Here is a 14,710-nt window from a genome sequence, read left to right on the forward strand (position 1 = left end):
CACGTCTCGGTGCGGCGGTGTTTACGGTTTGTGGGTCACCCAGAGCGCTTCTGCCGGCCAGCGGTGTGCCCAGTCAGGCGGGTCGGTTCGGTTGTATCCGTTGGCTGTTCCGGGCTCGGGCCGCGGCTCGATGAGGTCGTCGATGACGAGACCCGCGCCGCGCAGCACCCTGATCCAGTCGCCGTAGGTGAGCTGATAGCTGACCGCGCCCTCGTCCTCGGCGATGGCGTCCAGCCCGAAGTAGTCCTGGTGCAGCGTCGTGGTCACACGACCGGCGGCTTCGTCGTAACAGGCTTCGAACCATGGGCTGGCGACGTTGAACACCAGGCGCCCACCGCGGCGCAGGACGCGTGCGGCCTGTGGGACGGCCAGGTGCTGGGGCGCCCAGCTGAGCCCACCGTAGTCACAGAACACCAGGTCGAAGCTGTCGGCGGCGAACGGGAGTTGTTCGGCGGCGCCTTGCACCAGCGGGTAGCGGGCCGCGCCCATCGCGCGAGCCGCCGCGGCGAGCTGGGTCTCGGACAGGTCGAGCCCGACCACGGTGGCGCCCTCGGCGGCGAGCGCCCTGGACCACTGGCCGGCGCCGCAGCCCAGTTCGAGGACGCGCTTGCCGGTGACCTCGCCCAGGGCGTGCAGGTGCGCGTCGGGGATGGCGTACGTACCCCACAGCCGGGGCGTCGCGCCGATCTGCGGGTCATGCTTGTCCTGGTAGGCGCTGCTGATCCGGTTCCAGAACCGCCGGTTGGCGCCGATGCTGTCCACGCGCCGACTCAAGCACTGCCTGGCGAAGGCGGTCAACACGTCGTGCTGCGACCGGGAAGGCCCACCGGTTGCGATCGGGTGGGATCGAACGACTCGATCCAGCGTCGGTGGGAGCGGGGCATCACGCACCGGATCGCCCGCGAGGCGGCGGAGTCCTCGGGACGACTGGGCCGCCACCGTCGGACCGTAGAGCGCACCATGCCCTTCGACGCAGGATGGAGGAAGAGAGCGGGTCTGCGTGGTGAAGTGGGGCCTCTGATCCGATGACTCCGACAGCAAGGAGCGTTTCCTCCGATGACCGCACAGCCCGCACGCCCCGAGCGCCGTGGTCCCGAGACCGCCTCGGTCATGGGTGTCTCACCGTTCAAGCCTTCTGTCGTCAAAGCGGTGTTCGGGGACGTGACCCCGCTGCACGTCTCTCGGTCTGCCGCGTGGGCCGCCGCGTCGGTGACGCGGACAGTGCTGACGGAGATCATCGACGGCGCGAGGAGAGCTGCGGCGGAGGAAGCCCGGAAGAAGCTGATGCCCGGGGACCTGCTCTCGGCGATCGACCGGAACGTCGAGCTCGAGGTGGGGGGCAAGTGGTACGACCACAGCCCGACGTTTCGAGGTCTCACCGGTGTCCTGTACGACGCCGACGGTGTCGTCGTGCCGTCTCCCAAGCGCAGCAGGTCGCGCAAACCGAGTGCTGTGGTCGGCGCGCACAGGTTCGAGGCCGGGGTCAAGAAGCTGCTGCGGGGCCAGGGGGTGACGGCCGTCCCCGCGATGGTCCGCGACCTGAACGGCATCGCGAGCGTGTTCCTGACGGACCTCGCCCGGGACGCGGCCATGGTCGTCCGCGAGGGCGGGCTCAAGCGTTTCGGTACGGTCACCCTGGTGATGTCGGGCGAACCGGTCCCACCCCCGCTCAAGGATTCCTTCCGGGCCCCGTCCGCCCGCAGAGGGGACGGGCGGACGATCGGCAGGGACGACATATTGGCCGCCACCAAGATTCAGTTGTTCGGCGGCGCTCTCAGGCAGCGGGCCCTCACCGAAGCACGCGAGGCGACGGAGAACACTTCGGCCGGCTGAGCGGTGCTCAGGCGACGAGGCCGAGCCGTGGGCCGCCCCCATCGCGCAGTCGTCCGAAGAAGGCCAGGACGCCCGCGGAGCCGCCGGCCCAGGTGGCGCTGGGCCGGGCGAGACCGGTGTCCGGGAACACGGGCCGGGACCAGGTGCCGCCGCTGCGGCTCAGGGTGAGCAGGGCGACGGTCTCGGCCGCCTCCCGGAACTCCTCGGACGCGGACGCCTCCGCGACGTCCACCATCAGCTCGCCCACCCCGGCCGGTCCGCAGCACTGCGTGACCAGCGGCATCCGTGGTGCCAGGGCGGCGCAGGCGCGCGCGGCCCGCTGGGCGAGGCCGAGGTAGGCGGGCTCGTCGAGGCATTCGGCGGCTCGGACGAGTACGGTCCCGATGCCGGCCAGGCCCCGGCACCACGAGCCGCAACGGCGGGTCGCGCCCGGCTCGGCGGCCGCCGCGATGACGTCCGGTGTCACGGCGGCCAGGTGCGCGGCGGCCTTGTCGGCACGGCTGACGGCGTCCGGGTTCCCGGTCACGCGGCCGTACTCGAGCAGGAAGCAGGCGACGCCCGCCTCGCCGTGCGCGATGCCCTCGCGGAGCGCGGCGCTGCCCGGCGTGTCCTGACCGGTCGGGGCCGGCCGGGCGGTGCCCGAGGCCAGCATCCGGTCGCACTCGGCGGCGATGGCGAGGTGCCGGTCCGCGACCGGCCGGCGACCGGAGCGGAGGGCGTGCCTGGCGAGCAGCAGCCGGCCGAGTCCGATGCCGGCGGCGCCCGCGATCAGCTCCCCCTCCGGTGGTCCGCCGTCCGGTGCGCGGTCCGGCAGAACGGGGTGTCCGGGTCGCACGTCCATGTCCATGTCCGTGTCCGACTCCCCCTGGGCCTCGGCCTCGAACCCGGTCCACGGGGGGCACCACTCCACCGGACGATGCGCCGACCGGCCATTACTCGTAATCTGCCTGCATGACTGCGATACAGAGCCCGACTCCCCGCGACGCCTTCGAGCTGCTGCTGGCCGGCAATCAGCGCTTCGTCGCGGGTGAGCCCGAACACCCGAACCAGGACGCCACCCGACGCGCCGAGATCACGCCGGCCCAGCAGCCCTTCGCCGTGCTGTTCGGCTGTTCCGACTCCCGGCTGGCCGCGGAGATCATCTTCGACCGAGGTCTGGGCGACCTCTTCGTGGTGCGCACCGCCGGTCACGTCACGGGACCGGAGGTGCTGGGGAGCATCGAGTACGGCGTGGAGGTGCTCGGCAGTCCCCTGGTGGTGGTGCTCGGCCACGACTCCTGCGGTGCGGTCGGCGCGGCCTGCGCGGCCCTGGAGGACGGCCGGACACCGGCCGGGTACATCCGTGACGTGGTCGAGCGGGTGACGCCCAGCGTGCTCGCCGCCCGGGCCGCCGGACACGTCGAGCCGCAGCAGATACTCGCCGAGCACGTCCGGCACACCGTGGACCTGCTGCTGGAGCGCTCCCGGACCCTCGCCGACAAGGTGGCGGCCGGCCAGGCCGCCGTGGTCGGCCTGTGCTACCGGCTGACCGACGGCAGCGCGGAGCTCGTCGCGGCACGCGGCCTCGAAGCGGCAGCCTCCATCACCTCCTGAGCGCCCCCCTGACGACGAGCCGCCGGTCCCCCGGCCGGCGGCGGCCCCGATGAGGGCCGTCCGTGCAGGTGGCCCCGCCCCCGTGTCCCGGTACGCGGGGGCGGTTCCCCATGCGGCAGACACGACGTGGCCACCGGTTCCGGGCCGTGAGCGCGGGGCACCGTCGCGGAATGCGGTCGTGGTGGTCCGGGATGGTGCTCAGGTGACCGGGCCCGATGGCGGGGGTTCCGGGTCGTAGGCGGCTGTCCGGACGACGGCGTGCAGGTGACGGGCGGCGGTGACCAGGTTCCGGTGGGTGGTGTAGAGGGCGTTCACGCCGAAGCGCAGCAGGTCGGGGGCGCGCATGTCGACGATCACGCCTCGGTCGGCCAGTGCCTGGGTCAGGCCGTGGGCGTGGGGGTGGCGCAGGGCGACGTGGCTGCCGCGGCGCGCGGGATCGGCCGGGGTGACGGGCGCGAAGCCGAGGGGGGTGAGGAGTTCGGCGGCGCAGCGCAGGAAGAAGTCCGTCAGTGACAGGCTCTTGGCGCGGACCTGGGCCAGGTCGACGCCGTCGAAGGCGGTCAGCGCCGCTTCCAGGGCCAGCAGGGAGAGGATCGGCGGGGTGCCGATGCGGGCGCGGGCGATGCCGGGCGCGGGTGTGTAGTCGCGGTTCAGGCCGAAGGGGTCGGCGTGGCCGGTCCAGCCGGGCAGGGGGGTGCGGAGTGCCTCGTGGTGGCGCCGGGCCACGTACAGGTACGCGGGGGCGCCCGGGCCGCCGTTGAGGAACTTGTAGCCGCAGCCGACGGCGAGGTCCACGCCGAGGGCGTCGAGGTGCAGGGGGAGCGCGCCCGCCGCGTGGCACAGGTCCCACAGGGCCAGCGCGCCGGCGCGGTGCGCGGCTTCGGTCAGCGCCCGCATGTCGTACAGCTCCCCCGTGCGGAAGTCGACGGGCGAGTAGCTGATCACGACGACGCGTTCGCCCTCGGCGGCGAGGAAGGGCGGCAGGTCGGCCGGGGGGATCCGCCGTACCTCGAGGCCGTGGCGGTCGGCCACCGCCTGTGCCAGGTAGCGGTCGGTGGGGAAATGGCCGGGGTCGGTGACGAGCAGTGTCCGGTGCGGGCGCAGCGCGGCGGCGGCGCCGAGCGCGGTGTACAGCTGCACGCTGGTGGAGTCCCCCGCCACCGTCTGCCCGGGAGCGGCCCCGAGGAGGCGGCCGATGGTGTCGCCGACCCGCAGGGGCGCGTCCCACCAGCCGTTGGTGTTCCAGGAGCGGATCAGGTCGGTGCCCCACTGCCGGGACACGGCGTCGGTGAGGGCCGGGGGGACGGCGGCGGGCAGGGGCCCCAGGGAGTTGCCGTCGAGGTAGACGACGTCGTCGGGGAGCAGGAATCGGTCGCGGAGGGGGGCCAGGACGTCGTCGGCGTCGAGCCGCTCGGCCTGTTCGTCGAGTGCGGCGAGGGCGGTCGTCATGTCTGTGGGGCCTTCCGGCGGTCGTGGTCGGGGCGCTCCGCGCCGAACGCGGCCGACAGCTCCCCCAGGGTGTCGGCGACCGCGCGGGCTCCGGGCGCGCCCGGTTCGATGAGCGTGTAGTGGCCCGTGCCGGGCAGCACGACGGTTCGCAGGTCACGGTGTACGGCGGCGTAGTCGGCGAACTGGGTGAGCGGGACCTCCTCGTCGACCGCCCCGTGCAGCAGCACGGTGGGGACGCCGGTGGTGCCCGCCTCACGCAGCAGGGTGAGCGGGTCGACCGAGGGCAGCCGTTCCTCGAACATGTCCTGGCCACCGAGGAGTTGGAGGGCGGCACCGTTGCTGAGGTCGTCGCGGCGGGTGGCGGTGAGGTCCGTGAGCGGGGCGAGGGCGAGGACGGCGGTCGGCAGGTTGGTGGTGTACCAGCGCGAGCCGGGCGGCAGCAGGCCGCGGGCCGCGCACCACAGGGCGAGGTGGCCGCCGGAGCAGTGGCCCGCCAGGATGTACGGCCGTCCCTGGGGCAGGGTGTCCACGATCCGGGCGACGTCGTCGAACGTCTCGGGGTAGCCGCCGGCGCCGCCGGAGCGGCGGAAGCCCGGGAGGAGGACGTCGAAGCCCTGCTCGGAGAGGTAGGCCGCGAAGGGGGTCAGGTGCATCCGGTCGTAGCGCCAGTAGCCGCCGTGCAGCAGGATCACCAGTGGGGCGCCGGCGTCCCGGGCGGGCCAGGCGTCGTAGACCTGGTGGGGGTGGTCGCCGTAGGAGCCGTGCACCGGTGCCAGTACCGGCTTCAGGCTCAGCACCCGCTTCTCCTCCTCGGCCGCGAAGGCGGAGATGGTCCTAGACACCACCGCGCACCTCCCACAGTTCGGGGAAGACGGGGCGGGCGGCGCGCCGTTCCAGCCAGGCCAGTCCGGTGGAGCCGGCGCTGCCGGTCTTCGTGCCCATGGCGCGGCGTACGACCATGACGTGGTCCATGCGCCAGCGCGTGACGAGTTCGGCGATGTCGGTGAGCAGTTCACCGAGGGCCAGCAGCGGGTCGTGCTGCGGGCCGGTGTACACCTGCCGCCAGGTCTCGACGACCCCCGGGTCCGAGGTGTACGTGGCGGTCACGTCCCGGTCGCGGACGTGCTCGGGGACGGGCAGGCCCCGCCGGTGCAGGAGGCGCAGCACCTCGTCGTAGAGGGAGGTGTCGCGGTAGGTCTCGCCGAGCCCCTCGTGGACCGCGGCGTCACCCTCGTGCAGCCGGAGCATCCCGGCGGACTTGTCGCCCAGCAGGAACTCCATGTGCCGGTACATGGCCGACTGGAAGCCGGACGCCCGGCCGAACGCGGCCCGGAAGCCGTTGAACTGGGCCGGTGTCAGGGCGGCGAGGGGCGCCCAGGCGGCGTTGAGCGCGGTCAGGGCGCGGCGGCTGCGCACCAGTGCGTCCATGGCCGCGTGCAGCTCGTCCTTGGCGAACGCCGTCTTGGCGGTGCGCCACTCGTGGACGATCAGGGTGAACCACAGTTCCATCACCTGGGTGGTGACGAGGAAGCCCATCTCGTCGGGGGCCTCGGTGAAGGGCTGCTGGAGGGTGTTGAGGACGGACGCGCGCACATAGGCGTCGTAGGGGGTCGCGCCGGGGAAGGGCCGGGTCAACGGGTCGAGGTCGTCCGTGGCGGGCGGGGCGAGGGCGGACGTGCTGTCGTACATGGCATCTCCTGGTGCTGCCATAGGCCGGGAGCGGGGGGCGGGCCGGGGGCTCACACGCCGAGGTGGGCGCCGCCGGAGGCGTCGATCCACTGACCGGTCACCCAGCGGGCGTCGTCGCTCGCCACGAAGGACACGACGTCGGCGATGTCGACGGGGTCGCCGAGCCGGCCGAACGCGGAGGCGTCCGCGTACCTGCGGCGGACCTCCGGGATGCTCAGCGTGGGGTTGATCTCCGTCTCGGTGTAGCCGGGGGCGACGGCGTTCACGGTGATGCCCCGGGGGCCGAGTTCCTGTGCGAGGGACAGGGTGAGGTGGTCCAGGGCGGCCTTGGTCATGGTGTAGGCGACGATCGCGGGGAAGGCGACGCGGGTGGCCATCGAGGAGACGTTCACGATCCTGCCTCCGTCGCGCAGCCGGTCCAGTGCGCGCTGGACGATGAAGAACGGCGCCTTGGTGTTGACGGCGAACACCCGGTCGTAGTCCGCCTCGGTCACGTCGGTGATCCGGCGCGGGAGGGTGATGCCGGCGTTGTTGACGAGGATGTCCAGTCCGGGCCGGACGCCCTGGTCGGCCAGGGCCCGGTCGAAGGCGTCCCAGAGCGTGTCGGCGTCGCCGGGCACGCCGAGTTCGGCGTGGACGGGGAAGGCGCGGCCGCCGTCGGCCTCGATCTCCTTGACGGTGCGCTCGGCCGCCGCCAGGTCGTGCCCGTAGTGCACCGCCACGAGGGCGCCCTCCCGGGCCAGGCGCCGGCTGATGGCGCGGCCGATGCCGCGGCTGCCTCCGGTGACCAGGGCGGTCCTGCCCTCGTGCCGCAGGGGGGTGGTCAACGTCGTCTCCTTCTGGCTGAGTGGGCTGGGCTCCCGGACGCACGGGACGTGCGCCGGGTTCATGCGTCGAAGTCGAGGGTGAGTTCGGGGCCGAGCGGCCGGGCCCGGCACACGAGCGTGTAGCCGGCGGCGAGGTCATCGGCGTCCAGGGCGTACTGGGGTGGCGACGTCACCCCGCCGGACACGACGCGGGCCCGGCAACTGCCGCACACGCCCTCGCGGCAGGCGTACGGCACGTCGGGGTGGGTGCGCAGCAGCGCGTCCAGGATCGTGGCGTCCCCGGGTCCGGCGGTCGCCGCGCGGCGACGACCGCCGAGCAGCGCGGTGACGCGGGTCCCGGTGCGGTGTGCGGCGGCCGGGGGCCCGGAGGGCGGCGGGCCGGGCGGCGGGCCGGCGGGTGTGAACGTCTCCCAGCGGATCCGGTCCGCGTGGGCGCCCCATGCCGTGAGCGCCCGGCGCACCGCGTCGACCATGCCGGCCGGGCCGCACAGGGCGAACGCGGTGCCGGGGCCGGGACGGGCGCCGACCGCGGCGAGCAGGCGCGGCAGTCTCACCCCGTCGATCCGGCCGCCCGACAGCCCGTTGTCGCGCTCCTCCCGGGTGAGGACGTACAGGACGGTCAGGCGGTCGACGAACGCGTCCTTCAGTCCGGCCAGTTCGTCGGCGAGCAGGGCGTCGGCGGAGGTCGGGACCGAGTGGATCAGGGAGACCCGGCAGGCGGGGTCCGCGCGCAGGGCGGTGGCGGCCATGGCCGCGAGCGGGGTGATGCCGGAGCCGCCCGCGATCAGGACGTGGTGGCCACCGGGCAGCGCGGGCAGCGCGAATTCGCCGGTGGGCGGCGAGAGTTCGAGGGTGTCCCCCGCCGTCAGGGCGGTGGCGGCGTGGGTGCCGAAGCCGCCGGGGGCGCCACGCCTGATCACCAGACGCAGCGCGGCCGGGTCTTCGGGTGGGGGGCACACCGAGTAGCTGCGGCGCAGTTCCGTGCCGGCCAGGTGGTGCCGGATCACGACGTGTTCGCCGGGCCGGTGGGCGAACACCTCGCGCAACGGCTCCGGCACGTCCAGGGTGACCGCCACCGCGTCCCCGGGCAGGTGCCGGGCCTCGGTGACCACGAGCCGGTACCAGCCGGTGCGCCGGGGCCGGCCGGCGGGTTCGGCGCGGGCGGCGGGCGGAGCCGTGCCGGCAGGGGCGGGCGGGGTGGTGGTGTCCGGGGCGGGCGGGGTGTCCATGGTGGCGGGCAGGTCCGTGGCCGTACCGGTGGGGTTCCCAGCGGCGGTCGTACCCGGGGTGGCGTCGGGCGCCCCCGGCCTGGCGAAGGCCACTCCCGGGGTGGCGTCGGGCGCGCCCGGCCTGGCGAAGGCCACTCCCGGGGTGGCGGAGGCCGCCCCCGGGGTGGCGTCGGGCGCGCCCGGCCTGGCGAAGGCGGCTCCCGGGGTGGTGTCGGGCGCGCCCGGCCTGGCGAAGGCGGCTCCCGGGGTGGCGGAGCCCGCTCCGCAAGCGGGGAGCGCGCTGGTGGCGGCATCGGCCGGTCCGGAGGTGTCGAGGGTGTTCACGGTCTGCCTCACAGCGCGCTCAGGTGGGGGAACAGCTCGTGGCATGCCGTGCAGCGCAGCACGGACTGGCAGCGGGTCGGCCCGAAGTCGCTGTGCGGCCGGGTGGCCCGGGAGCCGCAGTGCGGGCAGGGCGCCTGGGCAAGCGCGACGCCGACCGGGCCGCCGGCCGGGGCGGACACCGGCGGGGCGATGCCGTGGGCGGCGAGCGCCTCCCGGCCGGCCGGCGTGATGAGTTCCGTCGTCCACGGTGGGGACAGCACCTGCCGTACCCGCCCCTCGGGGTGGCCGTTGGCGGTCAGGACGTCCTGGATCGCGGAGACGATGGCGGGCAGTGCCGGGCAGCCCAGGTAGGTCGGGGTGACGTGGACCTCGAGCACTCCGTCGGCGGCGGGGGCGACCGAGCGGATCACGCCGAGGTCGCCGAGGCTCAGCATCGGCAGCTCCGGGTCGGGCAGCGCCTCCACCAGGGCCCGGACCTCGGCCACCTCGCGGGCGGGGCGCAGGGGTACGACGGGCGCCGACGCCGGGGAGGCCGTCCGGGACGGGGCCGGTGCGGTCGCCGCGGTGGTCCGGCGGGTCACCAGCGGCCCCCCGGGAACTGGCGGTGCACGGACTGCATTTCGGCGATCAGCGGCCCGAACTCCTCGGTGTGCAGGCCCGCCCGACCGCCCCGGGCCTGCCAGCGCGGGGTCGGCACGGTCAGGCCGGCCCGGGTGACCACCTCGCCGATCCGCCGTTCCCACACCGGTCGCAGTGGGGCCGGCGAGGGCACCGTGCCCTCCGCGACGAGGTGGCGCAGTACCTCGTCCTCGTCGAACAGCTCGGCGGTGTAGGGCCACACCCGCTCCAGGCCCCGCTGCATGCGGCGGGAGCTTTCCGGGGTGCCGAGCCCCAGCCGCAGCGTCCAGTTGTCGGCGTGCATGCGATGGAAGGCCACCTCCTTGGCGGCGCGCTCCCCGAACCCGGCCAACCGGGCGTCCGCGCACCCGGCCAGGGCCTCGTAGTGGAGGACGGCGTAGTGGGTGTAGACGAGTTGCCGGGCGACGGTCGCCGCGAAGTCCCCGTTCCCCAGTTCGACCAGCAGGGCGTTGGTGAACTCCCGGTCGCCGCGGGTGTAGGCGAACTCGTCCTCGGTGCGGCCGGTCCCGTCGACCTGTCCGCTCAGGGTGAGCAGGACGCGGGCGTGACCGATCAGGTCGAGGGCGATGTTGGACAGGGCCATGTCCTCCTCGATGGTCGGCGCCCGGGTGATCCACTGGCACAGCCGCTGGCCGAGGACGAGGGCGTCGTCGCCGAGGCGCAGCAGGTGCACGGCGAGGTGGGCGTCGGCGCGGATGGCCGCGGTGGCGGCGGGGTCAGTCGAGAGGGTCACCGTGGGGACCTTCCTCGGTCAGCGGAGCGAACTGTTCCGGATACCGGTACGGCTTGTGGCGGGCACCCGCGAAGAACGGGTCGCGTTCCTCCGGGGAGGCCGCGTGCACGGCGTCCGAGCGGACCACCCACAGCGACAGCGGATCGCCGCGCCGGGTGTACAGGTCACGGGCCCGCAGCAGCGCGGTCTCGGCGTCGGCGGCGCGCACGGACCCCACGTGCTGGTGGGCGAGGCCCCGGCGGGGCCGGAGGAAGACCTCCCAGGACGCCGGGGCGCCCTCCTGTTCCCGGCTCATCCGCGCTCACCCGCCCCTTCCCGCACTCCCCCGGCCGGGTCCGTGCCGGTCCGCGTCACCGGGTCCGCTCCGGGGCCCGCCGCCGGGGACCGGGGTGGTCCGTCGGTGCCGTGGCGGGCGGCGTACGCCGCGGACGCCTCCCGTACCCAGGCGCCGTCCTCGTGGGCCGCGCGCCGATGGGCGACGCGCTGCCGGGACCAGTGCGTGTCGTCGCCGAGCGCCGCACGGTAGACGTCCCAGTCGACCGGGGTGAAGTCGTAGTGGCCGCGTCCCTCGTTCCAGCGGATGGCCGGGTCCGGGAGGGTCAGGCCGAGGCGTTCGGCCTGCGGGACGCAGCTGTCGACGAAACGCTGGCGCAGTTCGTCGTTGGTGTGCCGCTTGATGCCCCAGGCCAGGGCGCGGCGGGAGACCGCGGCGCCGAGGGGCGCGGTACGGGCTTCGGCGCCGCCCGCCTCGGTGTCGGGCGGGCCGAACATCAGCGCCACGGCCGGCAGCCACCAGCGGTCCACCGCGTCCTGGGCCATCGCCTTCTGCTCCGGTGTCCCCTCGCACAGGGCGCGCATCAGGTCGTACCCCTGCCGGACGTGGAAGGCCTCCTCCTGGCAGACGCGGCGCATCGCCCGCGCGTACGGCCCGTAGGACGTACGGCACAGGGGGGCCTGGTTGATGACGGCGGCGCCGTCCGTGAGCCAGGCGATGGCGCCGGTGTCGGCCCAGGTCAGCGCCGGGTGGTCGAACGTCGCCGAGGCCCGCTGCCGACCCCGGTGCAGGGCGTCGAGCAGGTCGGCCCGGTCCACGCCCAGTGTCTCGGCGGCGGAGTAGAGGTACAGCCCGTGCCCGGCCTCGTCCTGGACCTTGGCGATGAGCACCGACTTGCGGTGCAGGGAGGGTGCCCGGGTGAGCCAGGCACCCTCGGGCTGCATGCCGATGATCTCCGAGTGCGCGTGCTGGGCGATCTGGCGGATCACCATCCGGCGGTAGCCGTCGGGCATCCAGTCGCGCGGCTCGATCGTCCGCCCAGTGGCGATGAGGCCGTCGAAGTGCGCGAGCAGCTCGTCGGGCGCTGTGGACGCGGGGGGCACGGGGGACTTGGGGGGCGCAGGGGGATCGGGGGGCGCGGCGGGCGGGGAAGACGCGGCGGGCGCGGGCGCGGCCGGCTGGGCGCTCATGCGGTGCCTCCGCGGCCGGCCTCCGTCTCGGCGGGCACGTACCGGCCCTCGGACCGGACGTCTGGCCTGGGCACTGGCATCACTCCTTCGGCGTTTCCCGGACTCGGGCACACCCCGCGCGACACGGCGCCCGTGGTGCCGGACGGGTCGCGGGGTGCGGTCTCCGTCTCGGAAAGAGGCGGCGCACGGGCCCCGCTATCCCCGGGCCGGCCGGTGCGGGCGCGTGACAAAGCTCACGCCGGGCGCGGGGATCGCCGTCCGTCGCGCGGGCCTCTTGTTCGGCTGACACCGCACCCATCAACAGCGCCGGCGGCCACCGGCCGCGGCGGAAGGGGAGAGCATGAGCACCATCAGGCAGTTGCTGGTCGAACTCACCGGCACCGAGGAGTTCGCCGACACCGAGCGGGTCGGTGACGACGTCGAACTCGCCGCGAGCGGCATCGACTCCGGTGACCTGGTGCGTCTGGTCCTGCTCGTGGAACAGCGGCTCGGGGTGGAGATCACCGCCGACGACATGGAACAGCTGCACACCATCGCCGACTACGAGCGGTTCACGGCCGAGCGCTCCCCCGCCGGCGCCGGCGGTGCCTGATGTGGCTGACGCAACTGCTGGAACGCAACCGCCAGTGCCGGCCGGACCGGCCCGCACTGATCGACGAGCGGCGCCGGGTCACCTGGTCGCAGTTGTACGACCGCACGCGCGAACTCGCCCTGGGACTGGCCGATCTGGGCATCGAGCGCGGTGACCGGGTCGCCGTGCTGTCCAAGGACCGCGTGGAGGTCCTGGAGACGTACTTCGCGCTGGCCCGGCTCGGCGCGCTGTTCGTCCCGCTGAACCACAGCCTGACCGTGCCCGAGGTCGCCGGCATCGTGGAACGGGTCGCAGCGGTGGCCGTCATCGGCGAGTCGGAGCTGCTGGACCGCCACCGCGAACTGCCGGCGTCGGTGCGGATCAGGATGGCCCTGGACAAGCCGGTGTTCGAGGCGCTGGGCACCCTGGCCGACGAGCGCGAGCTGCCCGAGCCCGCCGACACCGACCCGGTCGCCGTACTGCACACCTCGGCGACCACGGGGCAGGCCAAGGGTGTCACGGTCGACAGCGCCTCGTTCCGCGCCATCGCGCTGGGCTGGCTGGTCATGGCACGGCCCACCGACGACATCGTCATGGTCAACTGCTGTCCCCTCTACCACGGCAGCATGGTGGTGTCCCTGACCTACCTGGCCGCCGGCGCCACCCTGGTGCTCATGCCGGGCTTCACCCCGCAACGGGCCCTGGCCGCGGTGGAGGAACACCGGGCCACCCACATGTGGCTGGTGCCGCAGATGCTTCGCTTCCTGCTCCAGGCCAGGGGCGCCGAGCGCGCCGACCTGTCCTCCCTGCGGGAGATCCTGTACGGCGCCGCCCCCATGCCGCTCGACGTGTACGCCGAAGCCGTGCAACGCCTCGGCTGCGGTTTCCGGCAGGTGTACGGCATGACGGAGGTCGGCGGTCCGTTCGTCACCCTCGGCCCCGACGAGCACCCTGCCCCGGGGGACGTCACCGCCCGCATCCCCTGCGGACGCGTCGTACCCGGCATGTCCGCCCGGGCGGTCGACGACGCCGGCCGGGAGGTGCCGCGCGGCGAGATCGGCGAGATCGTCGTGCGCGGGCCCGGCGTCATGCGGGGCTACTGGAACGACCCCGAGGCCACGCGCGAGATCAGCCGCGACGGCTGGATCAGCACCGGGGACCTGGGTTTCGTCGACGACGCGGGCCGCATCCACCTCGTGGACCGCACCAAGGACGTCATCATCCGGGCGGGGCAGAACGTGTACCCCTCGGAGGTCGAGCGGGCCCTGATGTCCCACCCCGCCGTACGGGACGCCGCGGTCGTCGGCATGCCCGACGAGGACTACGGCGAGGTGCCGCTGGCGTACGTCGTCGCCGAGCCGGACACCCGGGCCGCGGACCTGCTCGCCCACGTGGGCCGGCACCTCGCGCCGTACAAGCGTCCGCGGCGGGTGGAGTTCACCGAGCAGGTGCCGCGCAACCCGGCCGGGAAGATCGTCAAGAAGCTGCTGCGGGCCTGACCGGTGCGCCCCTCCCCCCGCCCGGATCCGGCCGGCCCTCCCCCGGGCACGCCGACCGAGCCGGGCCCCGAGGTGACCGCCCGGCTCGGCCCGCTGCGGCCCGGGTGGGCGGCGGCCGGGCTCGGGCTGGGCATCGCCGTCGTCTCGGACCCGCGGGTCGTCGCCGCCGGACCCGACGAGGAGACCGCGGCGGCGGCCATGCCGCCACGGCGGCGGCTGGAGTTCCTGGCCGGCCGGCTCGCGGCGCGGCGCGCACTGGGCGCGGTCGGACTGGTCTGCGGGCAGATCCCGCGGGTGGGCCGCCTGCCGCGGTTCCCTCCCGGGTGCGCGGCGTCGATCACGCACAGCGCGGGGGTCGCGGTGGCCGTGGCCCGGGCGCCGGGCCACGACGTTCCGACCGGCTGCGATCTGGAACTGAGCCGGTTGCCCGCCCGGGCGGCACGGCTGGTGCTGCGCGCGGACGAGGAGGACCTGCTGCGCGCTCCCGGACCGGCTGCGACACCGTGGTCGGTGACCTCGCTGTTCTCGGCGAAGGAGGCCGCGTGGAAGGCCCTGCACGGCGGGCCGGACCCCCTGCCGGTGGGCCTGCTCGGGAGTCTGCGCGATCTCCGGGCGCTTCCCCTCGGACGCGGACTGCGGGTCGAGACGCGGCACGGTCCGGCACGCGCCGTGCGTGTCGAGGTGGTGGCGGTCGGCGCGGGCGTGTTCAGTACGGTCCTCGGCTGGGCCGACCGCCGACCGTGACCGCCGACCGCGGTCCGTCGTCCGCGGTCCGTCGTCCGCCGTCCGCCGCCCCTGACCGCGACCGCCGGTCTCCGTGGCCCCCGTCCCGCGTACGACGCGCGGGGCGGGGGCCGTCG

At 74.5% G+C, this 14,710-nt stretch carries 16 protein-coding genes; 5 read left to right on the forward strand and 11 right to left on the reverse strand.

The annotated features are described in order from the left end of the window. Positions 1-21 precede the first annotated feature (21 nt). Positions 22-762 (reverse strand): class I SAM-dependent methyltransferase, encoded by a 741-nt coding sequence (locus tag ACIQVT_RS12565; protein ID WP_403751247.1) that lies wholly within the window; start codon positions 760-762, stop codon positions 22-24. A gap of 294 nt (positions 763-1,056) precedes the next feature. Here ACIQVT_RS12565 and ACIQVT_RS12570 point away from each other — a divergent pair, with 294 nt between their 5' ends. After that, entirely contained in the window at positions 1,057-1,833 is a 777-nt protein-coding gene (locus tag ACIQVT_RS12570) for a hypothetical protein (protein ID WP_403751249.1), read from the forward strand. A 7-nt stretch (positions 1,834-1,840) separates the two neighbouring features. Here ACIQVT_RS12570 and ACIQVT_RS12575 read toward each other — a convergent pair whose 3' ends face one another. Beyond that, the gene (locus tag ACIQVT_RS12575) at positions 1,841-2,674 is read right to left on the reverse strand and encodes a lanthionine synthetase LanC family protein (protein WP_403751251.1); all 834 of its coding nucleotides are present in this window, start codon (positions 2,672-2,674) and stop codon (positions 1,841-1,843) included. A 110-nt stretch (positions 2,675-2,784) separates the two neighbouring features. Between ACIQVT_RS12575 and ACIQVT_RS12580 the strand changes: the two genes are divergently transcribed. After that, entirely contained in the window at positions 2,785-3,426 is a 642-nt protein-coding gene (locus tag ACIQVT_RS12580) for a carbonic anhydrase (RefSeq protein WP_403751253.1), read from the forward strand. 198 nt (positions 3,427-3,624) lie between these two features. On the opposite strand, the gene kynU is transcribed toward ACIQVT_RS12580, so the two are convergent. The 9 genes from kynU to paaA are packed head-to-tail and all read right to left on the reverse strand — an operon-like array spanning position 3,625 to position 11,780. Then, the gene (gene kynU, locus ACIQVT_RS12585) at positions 3,625-4,875 is read right to left on the reverse strand and encodes a kynureninase (RefSeq protein ID WP_403751255.1); all 1,251 of its coding nucleotides are present in this window, start codon (positions 4,873-4,875) and stop codon (positions 3,625-3,627) included. After that, positions 4,872-5,720: an alpha/beta hydrolase family protein gene (locus ACIQVT_RS12590; RefSeq protein WP_403751257.1), complete on the reverse strand. Its 849-nt coding sequence runs from the start codon at positions 5,718-5,720 to the stop codon at positions 4,872-4,874. Before ACIQVT_RS12590 ends, kynU begins: the two co-directional genes overlap by 4 nt. Further along, positions 5,710-6,564 (reverse strand): tryptophan 2,3-dioxygenase, encoded by an 855-nt coding sequence (locus tag ACIQVT_RS12595; RefSeq protein ID WP_403751259.1) that lies wholly within the window; start codon positions 6,562-6,564, stop codon positions 5,710-5,712. Before ACIQVT_RS12595 ends, ACIQVT_RS12590 begins: the two co-directional genes overlap by 11 nt. A gap of 50 nt (positions 6,565-6,614) precedes the next feature. Beyond that, positions 6,615-7,391 carry an SDR family oxidoreductase gene (locus ACIQVT_RS12600; protein ID WP_403751261.1) on the reverse strand — a complete coding sequence of 259 codons (777 nt, stop codon included), beginning with the start codon at positions 7,389-7,391 and terminating at the stop codon, positions 6,615-6,617. A gap of 59 nt (positions 7,392-7,450) precedes the next feature. Continuing rightward, complete coding sequence (locus ACIQVT_RS12605) at positions 7,451-8,956, reverse strand: 2Fe-2S iron-sulfur cluster-binding protein (RefSeq protein WP_403751263.1); 1,506 nt, start codon at positions 8,954-8,956, stop codon at positions 7,451-7,453. Next, the gene (paaD, locus tag ACIQVT_RS12610; protein ID WP_403751787.1) at positions 8,953-9,528 is read right to left on the reverse strand and encodes a 1,2-phenylacetyl-CoA epoxidase subunit PaaD; all 576 of its coding nucleotides are present in this window, start codon (positions 9,526-9,528) and stop codon (positions 8,953-8,955) included. The genes ACIQVT_RS12605 and paaD overlap by 4 nt, the downstream gene beginning before the upstream one ends. Next, on the reverse strand, positions 9,522-10,316 hold the full coding sequence (gene paaC / locus ACIQVT_RS12615) for a 1,2-phenylacetyl-CoA epoxidase subunit PaaC (protein ID WP_403751265.1): 795 nt from the start codon (positions 10,314-10,316) through the stop codon (positions 9,522-9,524). The genes paaD and paaC overlap by 7 nt, the downstream gene beginning before the upstream one ends. Continuing rightward, positions 10,300-10,611 (reverse strand): 1,2-phenylacetyl-CoA epoxidase subunit PaaB, encoded by a 312-nt coding sequence (gene paaB, locus ACIQVT_RS12620; protein WP_403751267.1) that lies wholly within the window; start codon positions 10,609-10,611, stop codon positions 10,300-10,302. The genes paaC and paaB overlap by 17 nt, the downstream gene beginning before the upstream one ends. Next, on the reverse strand, positions 10,608-11,780 hold the full coding sequence (paaA, locus tag ACIQVT_RS12625; protein WP_403751269.1) for a 1,2-phenylacetyl-CoA epoxidase subunit PaaA: 1,173 nt from the start codon (positions 11,778-11,780) through the stop codon (positions 10,608-10,610). The genes paaB and paaA overlap by 4 nt, the downstream gene beginning before the upstream one ends. Before the next feature lie 340 nt (positions 11,781-12,120). Between paaA and ACIQVT_RS12630 the strand changes: the two genes are divergently transcribed. The 3 genes from ACIQVT_RS12630 (at position 12,121) to ACIQVT_RS12640 (ending at position 14,594) form a co-directional block, all read left to right on the forward strand. Next, a complete protein-coding gene (locus ACIQVT_RS12630; RefSeq protein WP_403751271.1) occupies positions 12,121-12,372 on the forward strand; it encodes an acyl carrier protein in 252 nt (83 codons plus the stop codon). Further along, on the forward strand, positions 12,372-13,850 hold the full coding sequence (locus ACIQVT_RS12635; RefSeq protein WP_403751273.1) for a class I adenylate-forming enzyme family protein: 1,479 nt from the start codon (positions 12,372-12,374) through the stop codon (positions 13,848-13,850). The genes ACIQVT_RS12630 and ACIQVT_RS12635 overlap by 1 nt, the downstream gene beginning before the upstream one ends. 72 nt (positions 13,851-13,922) lie before the next feature. Further along, on the forward strand, positions 13,923-14,594 hold the full coding sequence (locus tag ACIQVT_RS12640; RefSeq protein WP_403751275.1) for a 4'-phosphopantetheinyl transferase superfamily protein: 672 nt from the start codon (positions 13,923-13,925) through the stop codon (positions 14,592-14,594). Positions 14,595-14,710 lie beyond the last annotated feature (116 nt).

Source organism: Streptomyces sp. NPDC100445 (assembly GCF_044759735.1).
Classification (GTDB): domain Bacteria; phylum Actinomycetota; class Actinomycetes; order Streptomycetales; family Streptomycetaceae; genus Streptomyces.